The sequence below is a fragment of the Syntrophus sp. (in: bacteria) genome (assembly GCF_040768185.1).
GTDB classification, from domain to species: Bacteria; Desulfobacterota; Syntrophia; order Syntrophales; family Syntrophaceae; genus Syntrophus; species Syntrophus buswellii.
The window spans coordinates 154,694-175,383 of record NZ_JAXGNC010000005.1; the positions used below are offsets into that span (position 1 = coordinate 154,694).

The following is a 20,690-nucleotide window of genomic DNA, read 5'->3' on the forward strand; positions in this document are numbered from 1 at the left end:
AGGTGTTCTCACCTCTCGAGATATTATGCTGTTGATATATATGTGAGTTTAGGAGAGTTTTGAATGAGACAATATTTTGAAAAGATGGACGATCTGGGCAAGGCTCTCAAGCCGGCGCAGATTGAGAGGATGAAAGACAACGTCGCCCAGATTGAGGAAGTCTATGCCGACGTTGCAGCAGCAGTTGATAAGGCAAAAAATGCGGGGGTCCCTGCAGAAGATGTTCACAAGAAAGGGGATATGACTGTCTGGGAGCGTATTGAATACATCGTGGATCCCGGGACTTTCTGCCCTCTGCATACTCTTTATAATCCGGCCGGAAACAAGGAAGGCGTTACGGGCGTCATGGACGGCCTGGCCAGGATCAGCGGCAAGTGGTGCGTGCTGATCGGCTTCGACAACAAAGTCACCGTGGGTGCTTGGATTCCCGGTCAGCCGGACAACAATCTCCGCGCCACCGACATGGCAAAGATCCTCAATATCCCCATCGTCTGGCTGGTCAACTGCTCGGGCGCCAGACTTCCTGAACAGGAAAAATTCTATGCAAACCGGCGCGGCAGTGGAACCTGCTTCTTCCGTCATGCGGAACTGGAAAAGATGGGAATCCCCGTCCTGGCGGGAATCTACGGGACAAACCCGGCGGGCGGAGGCTATCAGGGCGTGAGTCCGACCATTCTTCTTGCCCACAAGGACTGCAACATCGCCGTTGGCGGCGCCGGTATCGTCAGTGGAATGTCCCCCAAGGGATTCTTCGACGAAGAAATCGCCGAAGCGCTGATTGATGCAACGCGCAAGTTCCGGGCAACACCTCCGGGAAGCGTCAAGATTCACTACGACGAAACCGGATTTTTCAGAGCCGTTTTTGAGTCACAAACCGGTGTTCTGGATGCCCTCAAAGAATATATGTCCTATATCCCGGCATATCATCCGAAGTTCTTCCGTGTCGCCGAGCCGGCGGCACCCAAATACGATCCGAAGGAAATTTCATCCATCATTACCTTCAATCAGAAGATGGTTTATGATTTTGACAACCTTCTTGCCCGTCTGGTGGACAATTCCGAACACATGGAGTTTCGGCCCGGTTACGGACCCGAAGTGTACACCGGTCTGGTCAAAATTGATGGATTCCTGATCGGAGTCATCGGCAACCGCCAGGGAATCCTTCCCAACTACCCGGAATATACCAACGAGTACATCGGGGTGGGCGGCAAGCTCTATCGACAGGGCTTGATCAAGATGAGCGAGTTTGTCACCCTCTGTGATCGTGACCGCGTTCCAATGATATGGTTCCAGGATACTTCCGGAATTGACGTCGGCGACATCGCGGAAAAGGCGGAGCTTCTCGGCCTGGGCCAGTCGCTGATCTACTCCATAGAGCAGACCGAACTTCCCATGATGCTCGCTGTCCTCCGAAAGGGATCCGCAGCGGCACATTACGTCATGGGTGGACCGACGGCCAATAACCACACCGCCTTCACGCTGGGTACGGCTACAACGGAAATTTACGTCATGCACGGCGAAACAGCGGCAACGGCCAGTTTTGCCCGCAGACTTGTGAAGGAAAAAGATGCAGGCAAGCCCTTGCAGCCGGTCCTTGACAAGATGAATGCATTGGCCAAGGAATACTATGACAAGTCACGTCCGATTGCCTGTGCCGTGACAGGAATGGTTGATGAGATCGTCCGTTACGAGGATCTCCGCAACTACATGGTCGCTTTTGCCAACGCAGTCTACCAGAATCCGAAATCCATCTGTCCGCAGCATCACATGATTCTGCCGAGAATGATCCGTTCACAGATCGTGAAAGGATTGGATAGACCCAAGGCGGGAGAGTAAGAATAACGGAGACAACCCTGTTGGGTTTTTGAAGGATTAAAGAAGGCCGGAGCATGAAAAATAATCATGCTCCGGCCTTTCGCATCCTGAACGGCCGGTGATGAAGCCGTTTTACCGCCTTTTATCCTTTTTGCCGAAAAGCCAGGGCCCGCTTCAGATCCTCTTCGGTATTGATATTGAGCAGCATGGTCCCGTCAGGGTCATAGGTCCGGATTACGCTCTCCGGAACAAAGAACACCCGCATTCCCTTGAAACATCCTGTCATTTTCAGACGATCCCCCCGCTCCAGAAGATTTTTTATGCCCGGCAGACAGCGTCGGGAATAAATGGCGTGAAGGGGGAAAAACCCCTCAGAGGTTTCCGGAACCACAATATCATACCCGTCTATTCTCTCCGTCATGTATCGGATGAATTCCACATTTAAATAGGGCATGTCGCAGGCGCATAAGAAGGCATATTCATAAGACGCATAATAAAGACCGGCATAAAGCCCTCCCAGAGGCCCCTTTTTCTTGTAGATGTCGCTGACCAGAGGAATATCCTGATCAAGATAGAGGAGAGGCTCATTGGTTACCAGGATCACCTCGGGAAACAGGCTTTTGAATTGCCTTACGACCCGGTCAATCAGCCGTTCACCGTCAATCTCCAGAAACGCCTTGTTAAGGCCCATCCGAGAGCTTTTTCCACCGGATAGAATGATTCCCGTCATCCTCTGCGCCGTTGTGTAACCTGCCTCCGGAAATATCTTGCCGGGTTTCAACATGTTGTCCGCTTTTCCATCCAGATTGTCCTTGTTTGTCACTGCCAGAGCTCCTCAAAATGGCGGCACCGTGAATCCAGGAAGACCACCTGGCCTCTGTCGTTTTCCGAGCGAATCAGCCGCCCGATTCCCTGTTTCAGTTTGATCATAGCTTCATAGTAATAGCGATTCCAGAACTCTTTTGCCGGAAGCATTCTTTTCCGGGCGATCTGGAGAGGATCAAAGGGATGGGGGAACGGGATCCGGGTAATAATGACCTGGGTCAGGGTATCCCCTTGGAAATCCACTCCATACCAGAAGGTGTCCACTCCGAAGAGGACACTCTCCTTGATCAGCCGGAATTCATCGATCAGGTTGCCCGTGGACTGGCCTGGCGCCTGAAGCAGGAGCGGGAACCCATCGGCGGCAATTTCATCCCCTGTCAGCACAGCGACCGCTTCGAGATCGGAATAGCTGGAAAAAAGGACCAGGGTTCGCCCCCTGTTGCGGCGGATCAGCGCCGGCATCAGCTCTGCAACGGTTTTCAGCCAGACCTGCTTGTTCCCGTAACTGCCGCTGACGACGCCCTCCGGCAGGATCATCTTCACGGCGTCCCGGGAAAAGGGGGAAGGAAGAGTCGAGAAGCGGAATGGCCTTTCCTTCCAACCCAGCATGACCGGCTGCCCATCCCCCCCGGGCGTCGAAGCCGCATTTTCATGATCCGGACAGTCCATTCCGACGATTTTGCTGAAGTCATCGAACCGGTCTCGCTGCCTCAGGGTCGCAGAGGTGTAGACAATGCAGTCCCGCCTGTCGTAAATATGCTTTTGAATCAACCCGGAGACATCCACGGCATGAACCATGAGCACCCAGTGCCTGGAATAAAGCTGGCAGGCCGCCACCATGTTGTCGGATCGGATTGTCTTCTCCAGAAGCAGGAAATTCTCGGCATCCGAAAGAATGCGGGCTGACGCATTTTTAATGCGCTCCTGAGAACGGGGCAACAGTTTCAGCGCCCGGCAGGTGTCCGGGTCTTCCAGGAATGACAAGCTTCCGGCAAGGGCTTTCAGAAGGTCGGCAAACATCTGAAGCGCTTTTTCTATCTTCCCGTCAGCGTAAGCGGCATGACATAAAGGCAGTTGGAGAATCTCACCTCTTGCGCTGGAGGGAAAAATCCTGCGCAGGATATGGCCGAATTCTTCAACGGCCTGCTGCAATTCCTCCAGAAGGTTGCGGCATTGGTCAATGGATGCCTCCACGTCTCCGGCGGCATTGTGTAAAACCCTGTGAAGCACAAGTTCCAGGTAGGACAGGGTATCCATCATCTCGCGGGAATTGACGGACAGGCGGAAGGCGTTCCGTACAGCCTGTTCGAAATGGTTGGCCTCGTCAATGATGCAGTTTCGGAACATCCCCGACAATTCCTCATCCAGATCAATCAGGGCCAGTTTGTGATGGTTTGTAACGACCACACGTGCGGATCGCGCTTCGGCACGGGCCACCTGGGCCGGACAGAGGATATGGCGGCCCGTGCAGCCCGTCTTTGCAGAAATTTCGCTATGGAGTCGCCTAAAATAAGGGGATGTGTTCAGGTGGCGGTCGACTCTTTCCCCCACCGTTTCACCATCGGCATGCCTGAACAGAAAGATGAGATTGGCAAAGTACAGCCATGTCAGCAACTGGGCTCCCTTCAGATCCTCTTCGAAGGCCGAATTCAGTTTTTCAGCACAGAGATAGTTGGATTTCCCCTTCAGCAGGGCAACGGGAATATTCCGGAAATCCCGCTCCAGCGCCATGGTCCGGGGAATTTCCCGGGAGTGGATCTGATCCTGGAGACTTTTTGTGTAGGTCGAAATCATAACCCGTTCATCGGGATTCAGGCGGAGATAATCCATGACGGGAATCAGATACCCCTGGGTCTTTCCCGTTCCCGTACCGGCTTCAAGGGTCAGGACGGCCCCGTCATTCAATGCCTCGGTCACACAAAGGGAATATTTCAACTGGGCGTCCCGGAACTTGAAGCCCGGAGCCCCCTCTGCCAATCCCTTAAGAAGCGTCTCGATCCGCTGTTCCGGAATCGTCCTCCGATCTTCCTGATTCCGAGTCAACGCCGGGGAAAACCGCGCCTTTTCCAGAAACGGCATCCAGTCTGCCGTGTCGTTCCGTGCAACGGGCGAAAAGAGTCCGCCCCAGTACTCCTGATAATGCTGCACCAGGTGAATCATGACGTCACCAAAAAGGGTGTCGCTCATTTTCAGATAATGGCGCAGCGCTGCTGAAGAGGGCTGCGTTTCATCATTCAGCCGATCACCGCAGAGATGTCGAACGAGTTCGATGGACAGATCAACCAGTTCCGAAGCGGAAAAGCTGATCTTCTCGCGCCTTTTTCCGGAGAGATATTCCCACAATCCCCGGGGAGAAAACGACTCGACATGGGGAAGAAAATATTCGGCAGCGAAGGTGAGATCGACAAAGCGATCCTTGGCGCAGAATCGAAGCAGGAGATCCAGTGCGGAATATGGATCCAGGACCAGGACAAAGGCCTGTTTCTCAAGAAAAGACCTCAAGCGGACGGCCACTTCTTCCGCCGGCGGGGCCTCATGGAGAGATTCTTTTGAGATGTTGGAGTGGTAACGCTCCCTTTCCGTGAGATATGGGTACCTCACCAGGGAGGAAAAATTCCGGCGCGAAGCGTCCCTGGACAGGATCGTCGCAGCAACTTCATAAATCCGGTTGCCGTTGTCCGCCTTCAGGCCCGCATGGCCATAAACAAATGCCACTTCGTCAACAGGACGGTTATAAGGTTTCAGCATGGGTCTCCGAGAGGCCGTTATCTGAACAGATACATATAACTTCAGGGGCCAGGTTCAATCTTTTATGGGGGCGCGCCATCGCCACGGTATTCAGCGATCACGCAACGCTGGGCATCTCCCTTATCACACAAGGTTCAATGACTAAACAGAAAATTTGCCATGTCAACGGTATAACTATGGTGACGTTTTACGAAGATGCTTCTCTCCGGCGCAAAATTTAAAAAAAATTACGCATATTCTTGACAAGGAAAGGTTGTTTAGGATAGAAAGACTACCTCATCGTTTCAAAAAAGCCGGAGTAACTCAGGGGTAGAGTAGCTGATTCGTAATCAGCAAGTCGGGGGTTCAAATCCCCCTTCCGGCTCCATACAATCAGGGGGTTGCAGATTTCTGCAACCTTTTTTTTGCCACCATTGGCCCCACGAAGAAAAAGCCGCTGCGAAGAACGGCTTTTTCTTCGTGATTCGGTGGATTTCTTCCGAAGACCCGGTCAACCTGTCTTCAATGATCCTGGAATGTGGTATGCGTGCATCTCTGGGTTGATGCAATATCGTTGTGGCCCAGTATGTCCTGGATGGAGCTAAGGTCCGTGCCCGCTTCCGGATTGTGGCCTGCAAAGTCGTGCCTCAGCATGTGAGGAGTGATCCTTTTGTTGGCCCCTCCCCTTCTGATGCCGGCTTCCAGGGCCGTCTGGAACTTCGTTATATTACCCCACATGCAGGTTTTTTCCTGAGCTGTTTCCTGATGTATCCGAGGTCAGCCGCAGAAACAATCATGACGCACTCCGATGGCACCCGTATAGACCGTCCGGATCTTTTGCATCTTGGAAACGCGAACCAAGCGTTCCTCGATGATCTCGAACAAGAGATCAAGCAGGCTTATTGATTTGTGTCCAGACCTGTTGATTGATTCTTTGCTTTTTCTTCATCCTGGAGCTTGACGAGTGTCCGGTAAACACTTTCCAGGACCTCGTCAATTTTACCAACGCTGTGATCTTCGCTGAGAGCATACTGCATCGCAATCTTAACAGCCTCATTAAGAAGAGCATCCCTTCTGTCAGACTTTTTGGACATCATTATAACCTCCGTTAAGTGATTAGAGGAAAGCACAAACAGCGAGTCACCCAAGCTGCAATGACGGCCTCACCTCTCCAGGCCCTTTATTACCCCCTTTTATTGAGGGTTTCAAATTATTTCGGAGAACAAGGAGTGTTCGACAGACGTGGATGAAGAGCAGCACATGGACTTCTGGACCGCAAGGAAGTCACTGACGGAAGAAGAATCCTGACAGGGCGGATGACAGGAGGCGCCCTGTGCTCATATGGACCAGAAAGAGTGGAAACACTGCAGCCAGATACATCACTGCACCGATCCTGTCCGGAATCTCTGCAAAGCTCGAAGAATTGAGGTCACAAATGATTCTGTCGGAACCGCTCCGCAAGGCTGCGGACTATGCCTTGAAATAAACGCCAGGCCCTGTGTGGACAGCAGAGGCGATGGTCCAATCCCTGGACGGGGCCTTCTTTATGGACAACCCGACTTTTCACAACCTTAAATTCCATTGACTTCAAAAATGAAAAAATGATAGGGGTCCGATAATGGCTTTTCATTGACGATTATCAATAAAACCCCCAGGAGGAGGTTCCAATGCTCATCATTCGGCAAATGCAGGTCAGTTCCATGGCTGTCTTCGCCTATCTGGTCGGCGATTCGGATACGGGAGAAGCCCTGGTTATCGATCCGGCCGACAACATTGACGGCATCCTGGCCACGGCCGCCAAAAACAATCTGCAGATCAAATACATTGTCAATACCCATGGGCATGTGGACCACATCAGCGGGAACAAGGAAATGAAAGCAAAGACCGGCGCACCCATCATCATTCATGAGGGGGATGCCTCCATGCTGGGCCATACACCACCCATGCTGCTCCAGATGTTTGGGGCGGAAGATTCGCCACCCGCCGACATGACGGTAAAAGATGGCGATACGATTTCCATAGGGAATATTTCCCTGAAGGTCATCCATACGCCGGGACACTCTCCCGGGGGAATGTGCCTGTACATTAAAGGATTTGTCTTTACCGGCGATACCTTGTTCGTTGAGAGCGTCGGCCGAACGGATCTAAACGGCTCCTCCGCTTCGCAGCTGTTCACCTCCATCAGGGAAAAGCTCTTCGCCTTACCCGACGACACCCAGGTTTTGCCGGGACACAACTATGGAAGAACAAACACTTCGACCATAGGTCACGAAAAGAAATACAATCCCTTTATGCGGTAAGCAGAATTTCGGAGGCGGAAAATGGAAAGCGCAGGCCTGATTAAAACCCGTTATGAAGGACTGAAATTGTCCAATGTCGGCAAGGTCCGGGACATTTACGATCTCGGCTCTCATCTTCTCATTGTTGCTACGGATCGAATCTCCGCTTTCGATGTGGTCATGCAGGAACCCATTCCGGATAAGGGGAAGATTTTGACCAAAATGTCCGCTTTCTGGTTCAAAAAGGTGGAGGATATCGTGGGCAATCATCTTGTCTCCACCAATCCCGATGATTATCCGGCCCAGTGCGCCCCCTACCGGCAGGAGCTCGAGGGAAGGAGCATGCTCGTTAAAAAGGCATCCCCTCTTCCCGTGGAATGCATTGTCCGCGGTTATCTGAGCGGTTCGGGATGGCAGGATTACCGGTTGACCAAAACGGTTTCCGGCATTCGGCTGCCTGACGGTTTGAAAGAATCGTCCAAGCTGGCGGAACCGATTTTTACGCCGTCGACCAAGGCGCCCGAGGGGGAGCATGATTCTCCCATTACCCGCAAAGAAACCGAAGACATCCTCGGCGCCGAAAATACGGCGAAGATCATTGAGATCAGCCTCGCCATTTACAACCGGGCGTCAAGGATCGCCGACGAGGCAGGGATCATCATCGCCGACACGAAAATGGAGTTTGGCCTGATTGACGGAGAACTGATTCTGATTGATGAGCTGCTTACGCCGGACTCCTCCCGCTTCTGGCCCAAAGCCGATTATATTGAAGGCCGACCTCAGAAGAGCTTTGACAAACAGTTTCTGCGGGACTATCTGCTTTCCCTGAGCTGGGATCAAAAGCCACCGGCTCCGCACCTTCCGGAAGATATCATCGGAAAGACCCGGGAAAAATATGAAGAAGCGCTGAAACGTCTTGTAATCTGATCCAGCTGCAGATCAAAGGGGGTTTCAGGGGATGCGGCAAATCCCGGGACTCGCTGGCCTCAGCCTTCTTTCTTGAAAGGTAGAGATAAGGCCCTGTGCCTGTAAACGCATTCCGGCAGGAAATTGGAGGCGACCTGCTTGCATGACTTGACAACGCGGCCATCGATCATTATCTTTTCTACCGAAAATTCAGCAGGCACTCTAAAAGGGCCGGTTTCTCTGTTCGGAGGAATCGGAGAAACGAGTTCCGGAAGCATCCGCCTTTCAGTTTCCCCTTTGATCCAGAACAGACATAGGATTTGCATGCATTCCCTGCATCATTAAGAAACGAAGGAAGCTCATGAACACAATGGTTAAAGTTTGTTATTATGAGGTCTTGGAAATAACCCGGGACGCCACTGAGGAGGAAATAAAGAAAAGCTATCGCAGAATGGCCATGAAGTACCATCCGGACCGCAATCCAGGGGACAAGGAAGCGGAGGAGAAATTCAAGCAGGCTGCGGAAGCTTACGAGGTGCTGAGCGACAGGAAAAAGCGGGATATTTACGACCGTTACGGACACGATGGTCTCAGCAGCAGCGGATTTCAGGGATTTTCAGGATTCGACGACGTTTTTTCCAGCTTCGGCGACATCTTTGAAGACATCTTCGGATTCAGCAGCTCCCGTTCCCGCTCACGGACAGCAGGGCGTGCGGGCGCCGATTTAAGGTATGATCTGACCCTGAATTTTTCGGAGGCCGCCTTCGGCACCGAAAAAGACCTCAATATCCGCAAATCCGTCACCTGCGCGGAATGCCGCGGGTCAGGCGCCGATCCCGGCTCGGAGATCAAGACCTGCAGCTATTGCGGCGGCAGGGGACAGGTTCTCCAGAGCAGCGGATTCTTCAGTATTAGAACGACCTGCCCTGAATGCAAGGGCTATGGCAAGATCATTTTGCAGTACTGCAGTGCCTGCCATGGAAGCGGCAAAACCGCCTTGGACAAAAAGGTCCATGTTAAAATCCCTGCCGGCGTAGAAACAGGATCCCGCCTTCGGCTGCGCGGCGAGGGTGAAGATGGTGAATTCGGAGGGCCAAGCGGCGATCTCTATGTGTTCCTGGCTGTTGAACCTCATGAATTTTTTGAACGAAGAGGCTATGACATTTATTGCAGGGTCCCGATTACCTTTGTGCAGGCTGCTTTAGGGGCGAAAATCGAGGTCCCTACGCTGACGGGAACGGAAAAGCTGAAAATTCCGAAAGGAACGCAAAACGCCACACATTTTCGGCTGAAGGGTCGGGGCATTCCTCACATCAGGGGATTTGGAAACGGCGACCAGATCATTGAAACCCTGGTGACCATCCCGACTTCCCTGACTCGGAAGCAGGAAGAGCTTCTGCTCGAATTCGCCAAGCTGGACAACAAATAATGGAGGTGTCAGAATTGTGTTAGCGTTATCCAAAAAAAGAAAGCTGTTCGTTATTTTGTCGATTTCCCTCTTCTTTCTAACCTGTGGATGTGCAGCCATCGTCGCCGGCGGCGCCGCGGTGGGCGCTGGAGCCGGAACGTACCTGTATGTAAATGGGGAATTGAAGACCGACTATCCCTATAATTTTGAAAAAACCTGGACCGCCTGTGAAAGGGCGGTGGCGGATCTGCGCGGCACCGCGGTGGATCCGATGAAAGGAATCAGTGAAGGGACGATTTCCGCCAAGATCAACGAGGAACCCGTCAAACTGATCATAAAATATAAAGACAAGAATCTGACAACCGTGGGGGTGCGTGTGGGCATCATGGGCGACCAAACCGCCTCAAAACTGATTCATCACAAAATCAGCGACAACCTTCCCAAACCGTAACCAAGGCGACCCGGCTGCCCCTTTCTTCATCAGCAGGGTGAGACCGTTGTGATTTCACCTGAAGGACGCCCCCTCACCCTGCTGCTACTCACCCTTGCTTTCCAAACCATAGGCCTTGATTTTCTTGTGCAGGTTGCTTCGCTCCAATCCGATGGATTCCGCCGTCTTCGAGATGTTGCCTTCAAATTCCCGAAGTTTTTTCGCAAGATAGGATTTCTCAAAATCCATTTTGGCTTCCCGGAATGAACCGGAGACATAATCCTGCACGGGATCCCTGAATGGCTCAACTTTATGGCCCTCTTTCGGGAGTGGAGGAATGTCATGGGCGGATATGACGATTGAGGGGGTCATAATGGCCAGCCGTTCAATGAAATTTTTAAGCTCCCGCACATTTCCCGGCCAGGAATGCTCCATCAGAATGGCTAGGGCATCCTCTCCCAGGATTTTTTTGGGCTCCCCCTCTTTCAGCGCAAAATCAGCAAGAAACCGCTCCATCAACAAGGGGATGTCTTCCTTTCTGCTTCTCAAGGGGGGGACCATCAGGGGGATGACGTTCAGGCGATAGAAAAGGTCCTGCCGGAATCGCCCCTCTTCCATCTCCTTTTCAAGATCCTTGTTCGTGGCGGCAAGAACCCGGACATCAACCTGAATGACCTTGTTTCCGCCGACCCTTTCAAACTTTTTTTCCTGCAGAATTCTCAATATCTTGGCCTGGGCTTTCAGGCTCATGTCCGCCACTTCGTCAAGAAAAATGGTCCCTTCATGGGCAAGATCGAATTTCCCTCTCTTTTTTTCCGTCGCCCCCGTAAAGGCGCCTTTTTCATGGCCAAAGAGTTCGCTTTCGATAAGCTCTTCGGGAATTGCGGCGCAATTCACTTCGATCATAGGCTTGTCCGCCCGTTTGCTCTGGCGGTGTATGGCCCGGGCTACGAGCTCTTTGCCCGTCCCGTTTTCCCCCATGATCAGAATCCAGGCATTCGTTGGAGCCACAATGGAGATCATTTCCTTGAGTTCCATGATCGGGGGGCTGGTGCCGGTCAGCTCATAATCCTGGTTGATTTTCTGCCGAAGTAAAAGATTCTCCTCTTCCAGGCGGGACATCTCGAGGGCATGCCTGACGGTCAGGATGATCTTCTCCAGGGAAAGCGGCTTTTCAATAAAGTCGAATGCCCCCAGTTTGGTCGCCTTCACTGCGGTTTCGATTGTTCCATGACCGGACATCATGACCAGCGGCAGTTTGGGATAAAGATTCTTCGCTGTCTTCAGAACCTCCATCCCATCGATTCCAGGAAGCCATATGTCGAGGAGAACAAGGCTGGGAAGTTCCTCGTCAAGGAGTTTCAATGCCTCTTCACCGCTGTTTGCCGCCAGAACGTCATACCCTTCATCAAGAAGGATGTTTCCCAGAGACTTGCAGATGCTCTCCTCATCGTCGACAATAAGAATTGTTCTTTGCATACACGAACTTCTATCCAGCTCAGAAAGTATGTTTCAAAAATAATTTCAAAAGGTTGATATCACAATGACCATCAGGGGCGCAAACTCCTTTTGAAAACTTTACATCACAGTCTCCGCCGCCACCGGTAGATCAAAGGTGACGACCGTTCCCCGGGGTTCGTTGTTGGAGATGGTGATATGCCCGTGATGATCGGAAATGATGGAGCTCACAATGGCAAGTCCAAGCCCCGTTCCGCTTTTCTTGGTGGAAAAGTAAGGTTCAAAGACCTTCATTTTATACCCCGCGGGAACCCCGCAGCCATTGTCCGCAACTTCCGTGATCGCCAGGTTTCTTGCCCGGTCATAAGCCGTGCGGATTTTTATGGCTCCGTCGTTTTTGTTTACCGCGGCTATCGCGTTATCCAGGAGGTTGGTCATCACCCTCTTGATCTGCTCTGAATCCAGGATCACCTTCGGCAGGTCTTCGCTCAGCTCAAACTCGAAGGAAATATGCTTGTGCGCATCCTGGTACAGGGCCACGGCATCGGTGAGCGTCTCGTTCAAATTTCCAGGGACAGGACGGGTTACAGGCATCCGGGCGTAGCGGGAAAATTCATTCACCAGATTTTTTAAAATTTCCACCTGGTCGATAATGGTCCGGGTACATTCATAAAAGATCCCCCCATTTTCCCCCAGCTGATCCCCGTACTTGCGCTGAAGCCTCTGTGCCGACAATTGAATCGGCGTTAAGGGATTCTTGATCTCATGAGCCATTCGCCGGGCGACTTCCCGCCACGCCGCCGCCCGTTCGGCCTGCTGCAGCTGCGTCAGGTCCTCAAAGACAACCACCATCCCCATCTCATGGCCCTCATCATCCCGGACAAGGGTCAGGGTCATGAGAATGGTCAAAGCCCTGTCTTTGAGCACCAGTTCCAACTGCCTTTCAATCTGGCCCTTTGCGCTTTTCTCCAGATCCTTCAGCAGGACCTCCGCCAGGGCCAGATGCTCACTGAGCAGAATGTCTTCATAGCGCCTGTTGATCACGCTCTCCAGTTTGATGTCAAGCATTCGCTCCGCGGCTCCGTTGATGGTTGTAATGTATCCCTTTTCGTCAACGGAAATCACGCCGGCGGAAACGTTGTGAAGAACCGTTTCCATGTATTTCCGGCGCTGTTCAAGGTTGATGTTGGCCTGCTCGAGATTTTCCTTGCTCTCCTTCAAATCCCTCGTCATCGAATTGAAAGAATCCACAAGGACTCCGATCTCGTCACTGGCGACAATATCGATCTGATGCGTCCAGTCCCCTTTGGCGATGCGCTTGGTCGCATCGGCAAGATCAAGGATCGGTACCGTAATTCCCTTGGCCATGAACAGACCGAACCAGGTTGCCGAAAAGATAATCAGGAGCGTAATGATGGCCAGGGTGATCATGTAACTGATTTTGATGGGGTTCTGAATCAGGTGCAGTTGGCCGTACTGCTCGGAAGCCCTTGAAACAAGGGCTATTTTGTCAACAATTTCCCGGGGGACGAAATAACTTATGACAACGGCGCCGACCACTTCGGAGGGATGAGCATTCGAGTAAATGGGCACCAGTCCGCTGATGAATTCTCCGTTTTCCGAGGGCTGGATTAAGGACACCTCGTTTCCGGAAAAGACCTCCTCCATAACCTGAGGCGTTGGAGACGAGGGTTTGGCGTCGCTCTGCTCAGGACCAAGGAACACCATGCCCTTCGTCCGGTCGTCGATATATATTTCAATAACGGCCGCTCGGATTTGCTTCTGTCTCTGCTCCACCAGCTTCCTGAGATAATCAACCCGCTCGCCTTCATCGAGGCGGTTCTCCATAATATCGGCACTCAGCTGCCCTGCGTGATACTTGGCATGCTCTTCATACCTCTTGTAATAGGTCTGGGCAACCTCCAGAGTATTGTTCAGGGCGTCTCCCACCCGTACATTAAACCAGTTGTCGATACTGGAAGCCAGAAAGTTGCTCGCCACCAGGAAAAGGAGGATGGTCGGGATGAGAGAAAGACAGACAAAAGCCGCCACCAGTTTCGTTCTCATCCTTGACCCGATAACCCCCTGCCGCCTTTCGAAGACGAGTTTCACGACGTTCCTGATAATCAAGAAGATCAGAAGAATGATCAGGATGATGTTGATGTTGATCAAACCGAAAATCAGGATATTGCTGGACTCGTGAAACAGGTATTCCTCCTGGAAGAGGAAATGTTCGATGAAAGACAAGACAATGATGCACAAGACGGAAACAGCGATCAGGATAAAATCGCGACGCCTTCTGTTCACTTCTTCCGGTCCCAGCGCCGGGCGGTCATTTTTTTTCATGTTTGAAGACGAAAAGGCTGGATCTGCCAGTCTGTTTCAAAATCCCGGAAAGATAAGAAAATTCTGAGAAATTCCGCGTAAAAGGGCAAGCGGTAATTCTCCCACGCCAGCTTGATCCGTGCGTAGTAATCCTGGTCTCTGCTCAGATTTTTCATATTCACAACGGGTATTCCATTGATCTCGGCCACAGCGAGCCTGGCCATCGCAAACTCCTGAAAGGCCTCTGCCGTCTGCGGGAACGTCGACGTCACATAAAATTTCTTCTTGGCTTGATCGTACTTGATGTTTTTTATAATCTCAAGCTGTGCCAGCCGCTCATCAAACCAGTGCTTCTTTTTCCGGTAGAACTCTATTTTAAAAGAAAACGTTGTGGAAACACCCGCAAGAATCGCTTTTTCAATATCCGGCGGAAAATGAGACAATCTGGCATAAACCAGCACATTTGTCTGATCATTCGTAACCAGAACATCCTTGATTTTCATCTCATCGGGATTCTGATCCACCACCAGATGATAGAGAAGGGGAGCGATGACAAGCAAAGCAACAATCGCGAGCAATAGTGGTATTCTTCTTTTCATGATTTTCAACTTTATGTTTTTATGGATTCTCTGACTCAACGGAGAACTGGACAGATCGTTTCACTGTCAAGCTCCGTCAAAAGAGGTTTTTCACGTCCGTTTCTAACAGGATTGGCGTTCCCATGCAACTTCCTTTTAAGGAGCGCTTTTTGTCAGGTTCTTCACAATTCTGATCAGGAATTGTCCATCTTCGGCATCGTCCCTTTCAAAAGAGATTTGTTCCGCTTCATAGAGATTATACTCTTTGACCATAAGCTGCCTGCGGATCTCCAGGGAGTTGAGAACGGCGTCCCTTGCGTTTCCCTTGGCAAAGGTCAGCACCATCTCGCATGCCGGCTCCAGATCGATCGCCTTCCAGAGGATTATTTCCGTATCCATAAGATTTTCCATTTCACAAAAAGAGTTGGGATTTTTCTCACCATACGGCGGTACCAGCTTACCGTAAAACGTGAAAATGTAGAAATTAATTTCTCAAAATTCTCTGAAGACAGCCGGAAGACTCAACTTCGGATAAACTGTTCATTGAAAAGAGAGCGAAGGTTCTATTTGATTGACCGGAAGGACAAGACAAAGAAAGGCTCAGCGGGGAACTAGCACGAACGATATGACCTTCAGCCCTTTCTCCTGGCCGGGGGTCGTGGTGATTCACCCCGGACGTCGAGGAATGCGCCATCGACACGATGCGCCGACGCCGTCAACCGTCTGCAGGTTCCGGATCGATCCCTCTCGAAGGGGCTTTTCTATAATAGCGGTCCCTTTCGCTGTAGATGCATCCGCAATATTGCTGTCGATACATGCCCTGGGCTTTTGAGATGCGGATGCCGGTTTCCCAGCCTTCGCGAAAGTCATGGTAGAAAAAGGCCAGCCCCTGCTCCTTCGCAAGGCTTTCTCCGATGCTGCAGATCAACGAGTGATTCTGGTACCGGCTGTATAGAAGCGTGGAGGAAAATCCGTCAAAGTTTCCCTTTCTGGCGACGTGCGCCGCATAGCTCAACCGCTTGTAATAGCAGAAGCGGCAGCGATCCCCTTCGCGAAAGGCGACGCTCCTTAAAAAGTCGTCCAGTTCGTAGGAATCTTTCCAGATGACCGGAAGATTTTCTTGCTCGGCATAGGCCTTGAGCGTATCCCTGCGGCGGCAATATTCAAGGTAGGGATGGATGTTCGGGTTGAAGAAAAGCCCCCGCACCTCGTGATGCTGATCCCTCAACACCTGCAGGGGATAGATGGTGCAGGGCGCGCAGCATATGTGCAATAGGAGTTTCATGGTTCACAAAAAGCCGGGGTCAGATCAGCTCCTCCTGCTCGAGTTTTGACGTCCTCTTCCCGAAATGGTCGTACGCCTTTCTCGTGGCGATTCGGCCCCGCGCCGTTTTCTGCAGATAGCCCTCCTTGATGAGATAGGGCTCATAAACATCCTCAATCGTCGTTTTTTCCTCTCCCACCGTGGCGCACAGGGTGTCAATTCCGACAGGGCCGCCGCCGTAATTCTCGATAATGGACAGCAGGATGCTCCGATCCATGTGATCAAATCCCTGATGGTCTATCTCCAGCATTTCCAGGGCGTTGACGGCGACCGTTTCGTCGATTGCCCCTTTCCCCTTGACCTGTGCGTAGTCCCGGACTCTCTTCAGGAGACGATTGGCGATTCTCGGCGTCCCCCGCGAGCGCTTTGCGATTTCGATGGCCCCTTCATGCTCGATCTCAATCGACAAAAGACTCGCGGAGCGGATGAGGATCTTTGTCAACTCGTCAACGGCATAATAGTTCAGCCGGAAACTGATCCCGAAGCGGTCCCGGAGCGGCGAGGTCAGCAACCCGGCCCGGGTCGTAGCCCCCACCAGGGTAAATCTCGGAATATCCAGCTTCATGCTCCGTGCGGACGGCCCCTGGCCGATCACCAGATCGATGTAGAAATCCTCCATGGCAGGATAGAGGATTTCCTCGACGGTATGGGGGAGCCGATGAATCTCGTCGATAAAGAGGATGTCGGCATCCTTCAGATTGGTCAGGATGGCGGCGAGGTCGCCGGGCCGCTCAATGACCGGCCCCGAGGTGATCTTGATATTGAATCCCATTTCGCGGGCAATGATGACCGCCAGGGTGGTCTTACCCAGACCGGGAGGGCCATAGAGGAGGACATGATCCAGGGCTTCCTTTCTTTTCTTGGCGGCATCGACAAAGATGGAAAGGTTCCTCTTGACCGTCTTCTGACCAATGTATTCCCTGATGCTCTGGGGGCGTAAGCTGTGTTCGTAGGTGCCGTCCCCTTCGATGCATTCTGGACTTATCAGATCGTCTTTTCTCATGACCTTCCCTAAGAGGGTGCTCTTCCGTTTTATCGACGGATTCTTTTTCAGGTTACACCTGTGCCATAAATGATCTGCATCGGGTGTGTCAACCAAATTTATGGACGCTTGCCGGTCCTTACCCGGGAAATCCCATGCGCATCAGCCCCGTCGGGTTTCCTGGAGGCGGGAGATGGTCACCCTATCCGCCCCCTTTCCAAAGAAATGATACCCGGAACCTGCTTCGGCGATTATGCTGAGCACCCGGTCGGCGTCGGTTACCCTGATGCCGCCCAGGATGCTGACCCCCCGCCGGAAAAAGGCGTCGGGAATCATGCTTGCCGTCGGGCCGACCACGATGATCTCAGCCCCCGGTTTTCGCCACTCCAGAAGTCCCTCGAGCGTATCGTTGATCAACGTCGTTCCCGTGATGACGAGGAGATCCGCCCGAGAAACGGCTCCCGGCGCCTTTTCGGGAGGGACGAGAAACTCCAGTTCATCCGCTCTCAGGGTCGAAGGGTCCAGTTCCAGAATTCCAAAGGGCTTTCCCCTCTGCTTCAGGGCCTTGATGGCAGGGGCAAGCGCCCCGACCACGACCACAAATCCCTCTTCGGGGAGCATCATGTCCTCCAGGGCATCCACGCCTGCCGAAATCCGATAGGTTTCCGGCGGCTTCCTTTTCCAGCACTCGGCGGACAGGGCGTTGAGAAGGGCGATGCCCATCGTCCTTTTCAGGGGATTCCCGCTGAACATCTCGTCCAGAAACCGAGTAGCCTTTCTCCCTTCCAGTCTCCCGGAAGCCGGCATGACCCTGGCCGAGCTCGGGCAGCAGACCGCGTCCGGAATGCTCTTGATTGGGGTAAAACACAGCCCTCCTTCGCCGCTGTTCAGTTTGATCCCCGTGAAAAACAGCCCCATAACGGTTTTTTCCACAGTCATCGTTTCCAGGCTTTTTCCCAGAACCTCAGAAATCGCCTCTCGGGTTTCCCTCAGGATATCGCCAGGATGAGAGGTTGGTTCCATGTGTCCTCCTAAAAAATGCCCATGTCTGTGATCCAGCTCTGTCGGCGGATCCGGAATAGCCGCTTCTTCCGAAGGTGATGTTCCGGAAACAACAGTCAGGATGACATTATCGTTTTCTCATTACTCGCGGGCCTCCACCAGAGCAGTGCGGACCTCATGCCGTCCGGCCACGTATAGACACCGCCGGAGAACTTCAACCGCCGGTTCAACGTGGAAGAGATCAGGTCGTCGTAAGCTTCGGAGATCCCCAGGTTTAAATGTTTCCTGGCTCGACGGACCGCATCTTCCAGAGAGACATTGACCCAGTTCGTCATGCCCTCTTCGATCAGGACATTTGCATAAATCCCAAGGGTATAGAGGGCATTGTACGCGATGATCGCGTCGGGGCTGTCATGGCGACACCCGGAAATCTTCAAGGACAGCTCACCCAGAATCCCGTCGGCCGGAGGCAGCCGGATGGCCAGATAGCATCTCTTCCGTGCACACTGTTCCATTTTGCGCACGAAAGCCGCCAGGTCCGGACTTCCGTACATGCCATGGGCGCAGATAACCAGATCGTGCATTCCAGGAGAGGCATCTTCCCAGGATTGCAGTTGGATCTCCGCATTCTGGATTCCGGCGCGGCCGAGATTTTCTCTGAGCATATCGGCCATGGCGGCAGTCGGTTCAATCGCCGTCACCTTTCTACCGGTCCCGGCCAGAGGAATCGTCCAGCGCCCGGTTCCGGGTCCGATCTCAAGCACGGTATCCCCGGCATCCATTTCTTCAAGGATGAAATTCAGCAGGGCATCCGGCCTTTCCTTCTTCTTCCGGGCGTGGGCTTTATACTTCTCCACCATTCCTTCCCCTTTGGGACGGAAGCCCCTCATGACCAGCTTCCGCCACAAATCCATCCAGTTGCATTCCTCCATCTCGATTCCCTCTAACGATTTAAGGTAGAAACAATAAGCCAATAGCACCCGGCCGTCAGAATTATTGAAACGGCCAGGCTCAGATAAAAATTAACCCCCTGCCTCAACAACAGCGGCAGCGACACAAACAAAGCCAGTGAAGGCAGAACAAGCCAGAAGATGCCGGATGCCAGCGCACTCACTTTTGCGACGTCATGCGTATCGATGTACAACCAGATCATTGCCAGAACAGAAACAAAGGGAATCGACGCCAATACCGCACCAATCAAGGAACTGCGTTTGACAATTTCAGAGATCAGCACCACCAGTAAGGTTGTTATCACAATTTTTATGAGATAGTAACTCAAGGAATCCTCATAACAACAAATAAGCACCATCACTCCATGTTTTATTTCAGCATCCCGTGTTCTACCTGACCGTCACTTTCGGCCTGATCGGATTCCTTTTCTCATAAAACGGAACTCCTGCGCTCTGGATAGGATCAACGACACCGTAGTTGCCGATGCCATGGGAAATGGACAGATCAATTTCATAAGGCAGGAATAACAAAAAATTACAGTCCTGTTCCTTCAAACATTTCCTGATCCATGTTCCCCTCACACACTCTCGTCACGGGACCTGTCATTGTGGCAAAAAACCCCTTGCTGAACTGAATTCCGATCTTGCCGCCCGGCATGTGAACAGTGATATCCGACCCGCAGCGTCCCAGTTTGCAGGCAACAGCCGCAGCAGCGGTGCTGCTGCTTCCCGATGCCAGAGTATAGCCGGCGCCGCGCTCCCAGATTTCAATTTGGATGTTGCCGCGATCAAGGACTTTCATAAACTGAACATTCGTCCGATTCGGAAATCTCGGGTCGTTCTCAATAAGGGGGCCATAATGATGGGCGTCAACCGATGACGGATCGTCGCTAAGGACGACACAGTGAGGATTTCCCACCGTTGCCGCGCAGAATGTAAAAATCCTTCCGTTGATGTCCATCGTTTCGTTCAAAACTTCACGGGGCGGTCCGGCAACGGGAATGCTTGTGCTGTCGAAACGCACTTCACCCATCTTCACGGAAACCACTTTGCCCCTGTCCTCAACCTTGCATGAAACAACCCCTCCCGGGGTTTCCACTGAAAAAGATTGCTCCCCTACCAGCCCTTCATCATAGAGTGACCGGGCAAAAATGCGAAGGCCGTTTCCGCTCTTTTCCGCTTCGCTTCCATCGGGATTGAAGATGCGAAGACCGAAATCACATGACAGGCTGTTAACCGGTCCATAGAGGATGCCATCTGATCCTACGCCGTAATTGCGGTGGCAGATCAGCCGCACAATGTCTCCGGAGAGCTCCCCCTCAAACGCTTCGGGACGCAAGACGATGTAGTCGTTTCCTAAGGCATGATACTTGAGATATTTCATTTTTCCAGTATTTCAGTCTCCTTTTCTTCAGGGATTCTGCCAGTACGTCTTCCACAAAGGGTTATCGCTTCCCTTTTCCACGATGGAGGAATACAGAACTCTTTCCCTGGTGAAGAGCAACATCATCATGTCGTACCGGATCACACTGCCGCGGGCAGCCAGGCCTGCACTGAGCCGGATCGTGTCGCTTATGGGCATCCCCAGGCTCAACGAAACTCCCTGGTAGGCGCTGCGCTCGAAAGTCAGGGCAAATCCATCCGCCGGAATCCGTCGCATCATCCCCTTGCTTACGTTTTC

Annotated in this window: 20 protein-coding genes and 1 tRNA gene; 6 read left to right on the top strand and 15 right to left on the bottom strand. The window is 52.3% G+C overall.

What is annotated here, in order from left to right:
- The first annotated feature begins 63 nt into the window (after window positions 1-63).
- Window positions 64-1,836, top strand: coding sequence for an acyl-CoA carboxylase subunit beta (locus AB3175_RS07330; protein ID WP_367360292.1), 1,773 nt, complete (start codon window positions 64-66; stop codon window positions 1,834-1,836).
- Window positions 1,837-1,957: 121 nt separating this feature from the next.
- Here AB3175_RS07330 and AB3175_RS07335 read toward each other — a convergent pair whose 3' ends face one another.
- Window positions 1,958-2,638: a molybdenum cofactor guanylyltransferase gene (locus tag AB3175_RS07335; protein WP_367360293.1), complete on the bottom strand. Its 681-nt coding sequence runs from the start codon at window positions 2,636-2,638 to the stop codon at window positions 1,958-1,960.
- A complete protein-coding gene (locus tag AB3175_RS07340) occupies window positions 2,635-5,388 on the bottom strand; it encodes an ATP-dependent DNA helicase (protein ID WP_367360294.1) in 2,754 nt (917 codons plus the stop codon). Before AB3175_RS07340 ends, AB3175_RS07335 begins: the two co-directional genes overlap by 4 nt.
- Before the next feature lie 292 nt (window positions 5,389-5,680).
- On the opposite strand from AB3175_RS07340, the gene AB3175_RS07345 reads away from it, so the two are divergent.
- Window positions 5,681-5,755: transfer RNA gene (locus AB3175_RS07345), tRNA-Thr, on the top strand.
- A 134-nt stretch (window positions 5,756-5,889) separates the two neighbouring features.
- On the opposite strand, the gene AB3175_RS07350 is transcribed toward AB3175_RS07345, so the two are convergent.
- Both AB3175_RS07350 and AB3175_RS07355 read right to left on the bottom strand, forming a co-directional pair.
- Window positions 5,890-6,105, bottom strand: a complete 216-nt coding sequence (locus AB3175_RS07350; RefSeq protein WP_367360295.1) for a tyrosine-type recombinase/integrase — start codon at window positions 6,103-6,105, stop codon at window positions 5,890-5,892.
- A gap of 161 nt (window positions 6,106-6,266) precedes the next feature.
- Window positions 6,267-6,464, bottom strand: coding sequence for a hypothetical protein (locus AB3175_RS07355; protein ID WP_367360296.1), 198 nt, complete (start codon window positions 6,462-6,464; stop codon window positions 6,267-6,269).
- Window positions 6,465-7,034: 570 nt separating this feature from the next.
- Between AB3175_RS07355 and AB3175_RS07360 the strand changes: the two genes are divergently transcribed.
- The 4 genes from AB3175_RS07360 to AB3175_RS07375 all read left to right on the top strand — a co-directional run bounded on the left by AB3175_RS07360 (window position 7,035) and on the right by AB3175_RS07375 (window position 10,411).
- Entirely contained in the window at window positions 7,035-7,667 is a 633-nt protein-coding gene (locus tag AB3175_RS07360; protein WP_367360297.1) for an MBL fold metallo-hydrolase, read from the top strand.
- A 21-nt stretch (window positions 7,668-7,688) separates the two neighbouring features.
- Window positions 7,689-8,573, top strand: a complete 885-nt coding sequence (locus AB3175_RS07365; protein ID WP_367360298.1) for a phosphoribosylaminoimidazolesuccinocarboxamide synthase — start codon at window positions 7,689-7,691, stop codon at window positions 8,571-8,573.
- Window positions 8,574-8,913: 340 nt separating this feature from the next.
- A complete protein-coding gene (dnaJ, locus tag AB3175_RS07370; protein WP_367360299.1) occupies window positions 8,914-9,981 on the top strand; it encodes a molecular chaperone DnaJ in 1,068 nt (355 codons plus the stop codon).
- 16 nt (window positions 9,982-9,997) lie between these two features.
- A complete protein-coding gene (locus AB3175_RS07375; protein WP_367360300.1) occupies window positions 9,998-10,411 on the top strand; it encodes a DUF3568 domain-containing protein in 414 nt (137 codons plus the stop codon).
- Window positions 10,412-10,495: 84 nt separating this feature from the next.
- On the opposite strand, the gene AB3175_RS07380 is transcribed toward AB3175_RS07375, so the two are convergent.
- The 11 genes from AB3175_RS07380 to AB3175_RS07430 all read right to left on the bottom strand — a co-directional run bounded on the left by AB3175_RS07380 (window position 10,496) and on the right by AB3175_RS07430 (window position 20,672).
- Window positions 10,496-11,869, bottom strand: a complete 1,374-nt coding sequence (locus tag AB3175_RS07380) for a sigma-54-dependent transcriptional regulator (protein ID WP_367360301.1) — start codon at window positions 11,867-11,869, stop codon at window positions 10,496-10,498.
- 99 nt (window positions 11,870-11,968) lie between these two features.
- Window positions 11,969-14,155, bottom strand: a complete 2,187-nt coding sequence (locus tag AB3175_RS07385; protein WP_367360302.1) for an ATP-binding protein — start codon at window positions 14,153-14,155, stop codon at window positions 11,969-11,971.
- 35 nt (window positions 14,156-14,190) lie between these two features.
- Window positions 14,191-14,772, bottom strand: a complete 582-nt coding sequence (locus AB3175_RS07390; protein ID WP_367360303.1) for a DUF4390 domain-containing protein — start codon at window positions 14,770-14,772, stop codon at window positions 14,191-14,193.
- Between the two features lie 135 nt (window positions 14,773-14,907).
- Window positions 14,908-15,150 (bottom strand): hypothetical protein, encoded by a 243-nt coding sequence (locus tag AB3175_RS07395; RefSeq protein ID WP_367360304.1) that lies wholly within the window; start codon window positions 15,148-15,150, stop codon window positions 14,908-14,910.
- Window positions 15,151-15,466: 316 nt separating this feature from the next.
- Window positions 15,467-16,036: an epoxyqueuosine reductase QueH gene (locus AB3175_RS07400; protein WP_367360305.1), complete on the bottom strand. Its 570-nt coding sequence runs from the start codon at window positions 16,034-16,036 to the stop codon at window positions 15,467-15,469.
- Window positions 16,037-16,055: 19 nt separating this feature from the next.
- Window positions 16,056-17,078 carry a Holliday junction branch migration DNA helicase RuvB gene (gene ruvB / locus AB3175_RS07405; RefSeq protein ID WP_367360306.1) on the bottom strand — a complete coding sequence of 341 codons (1,023 nt, stop codon included), beginning with the start codon at window positions 17,076-17,078 and terminating at the stop codon, window positions 16,056-16,058.
- A gap of 141 nt (window positions 17,079-17,219) precedes the next feature.
- Window positions 17,220-18,080, bottom strand: a complete 861-nt coding sequence (locus AB3175_RS07410; protein ID WP_367360307.1) for a DUF364 domain-containing protein — start codon at window positions 18,078-18,080, stop codon at window positions 17,220-17,222.
- A 95-nt stretch (window positions 18,081-18,175) separates the two neighbouring features.
- Window positions 18,176-18,991 (bottom strand): class I SAM-dependent methyltransferase, encoded by an 816-nt coding sequence (locus AB3175_RS07415; RefSeq protein ID WP_367360308.1) that lies wholly within the window; start codon window positions 18,989-18,991, stop codon window positions 18,176-18,178.
- 11 nt (window positions 18,992-19,002) lie between these two features.
- Window positions 19,003-19,338 carry a DUF3147 family protein gene (locus AB3175_RS07420; RefSeq protein ID WP_367360309.1) on the bottom strand — a complete coding sequence of 112 codons (336 nt, stop codon included), beginning with the start codon at window positions 19,336-19,338 and terminating at the stop codon, window positions 19,003-19,005.
- Between the two features lie 206 nt (window positions 19,339-19,544).
- The gene (gene dapF / locus AB3175_RS07425; RefSeq protein WP_367360310.1) at window positions 19,545-20,393 is read right to left on the bottom strand and encodes a diaminopimelate epimerase; all 849 of its coding nucleotides are present in this window, start codon (window positions 20,391-20,393) and stop codon (window positions 19,545-19,547) included.
- Between the two features lie 27 nt (window positions 20,394-20,420).
- Entirely contained in the window at window positions 20,421-20,672 is a 252-nt protein-coding gene (locus AB3175_RS07430) for a hypothetical protein (protein ID WP_367360311.1), read from the bottom strand.
- Between the last annotated feature and the right edge of the window lie 18 nt (window positions 20,673-20,690).

Coding starts and splice junctions, on each gene's coding strand:
- AB3175_RS07330 (WP_367360292.1), top strand. CDS start 64: ATGAGACAATATTTTGAAAAGATGGACGATCTGGGCAAGGCTCTCAAG.
- AB3175_RS07340 (WP_367360294.1), bottom strand. CDS start 5,388: ATGCTGAAACCTTATAACCGTCCTGTTGACGAAGTGGCATTTGTTTAT.
- AB3175_RS07350 (WP_367360295.1), bottom strand. CDS start 6,105: ATGTGGGGTAATATAACGAAGTTCCAGACGGCCCTGGAAGCCGGCATC.
- AB3175_RS07355 (WP_367360296.1), bottom strand. CDS start 6,464: ATGATGTCCAAAAAGTCTGACAGAAGGGATGCTCTTCTTAATGAGGCT.
- AB3175_RS07360 (WP_367360297.1), top strand. CDS start 7,035: ATGCTCATCATTCGGCAAATGCAGGTCAGTTCCATGGCTGTCTTCGCC.
- AB3175_RS07365 (WP_367360298.1), top strand. CDS start 7,689: ATGGAAAGCGCAGGCCTGATTAAAACCCGTTATGAAGGACTGAAATTG.
- dnaJ (WP_367360299.1), top strand. CDS start 8,914: ATGAACACAATGGTTAAAGTTTGTTATTATGAGGTCTTGGAAATAACC.
- AB3175_RS07380 (WP_367360301.1), bottom strand. CDS start 11,869: ATGCAAAGAACAATTCTTATTGTCGACGATGAGGAGAGCATCTGCAAG.
- AB3175_RS07390 (WP_367360303.1), bottom strand. CDS start 14,772: ATGAAAAGAAGAATACCACTATTGCTCGCGATTGTTGCTTTGCTTGTC.
- AB3175_RS07395 (WP_367360304.1), bottom strand. CDS start 15,150: ATGGATACGGAAATAATCCTCTGGAAGGCGATCGATCTGGAGCCGGCA.
- AB3175_RS07400 (WP_367360305.1), bottom strand. CDS start 16,036: ATGAAACTCCTATTGCACATATGCTGCGCGCCCTGCACCATCTATCCC.
- ruvB (WP_367360306.1), bottom strand. CDS start 17,078: ATGAGAAAAGACGATCTGATAAGTCCAGAATGCATCGAAGGGGACGGC.
- AB3175_RS07410 (WP_367360307.1), bottom strand. CDS start 18,080: ATGGAACCAACCTCTCATCCTGGCGATATCCTGAGGGAAACCCGAGAG.
- AB3175_RS07415 (WP_367360308.1), bottom strand. CDS start 18,991: ATGGAGGAATGCAACTGGATGGATTTGTGGCGGAAGCTGGTCATGAGG.
- dapF (WP_367360310.1), bottom strand. CDS start 20,393: ATGAAATATCTCAAGTATCATGCCTTAGGAAACGACTACATCGTCTTG.
- AB3175_RS07430 (WP_367360311.1), bottom strand. CDS start 20,672: ATGATGCGACGGATTCCGGCGGATGGATTTGCCCTGACTTTCGAGCGC.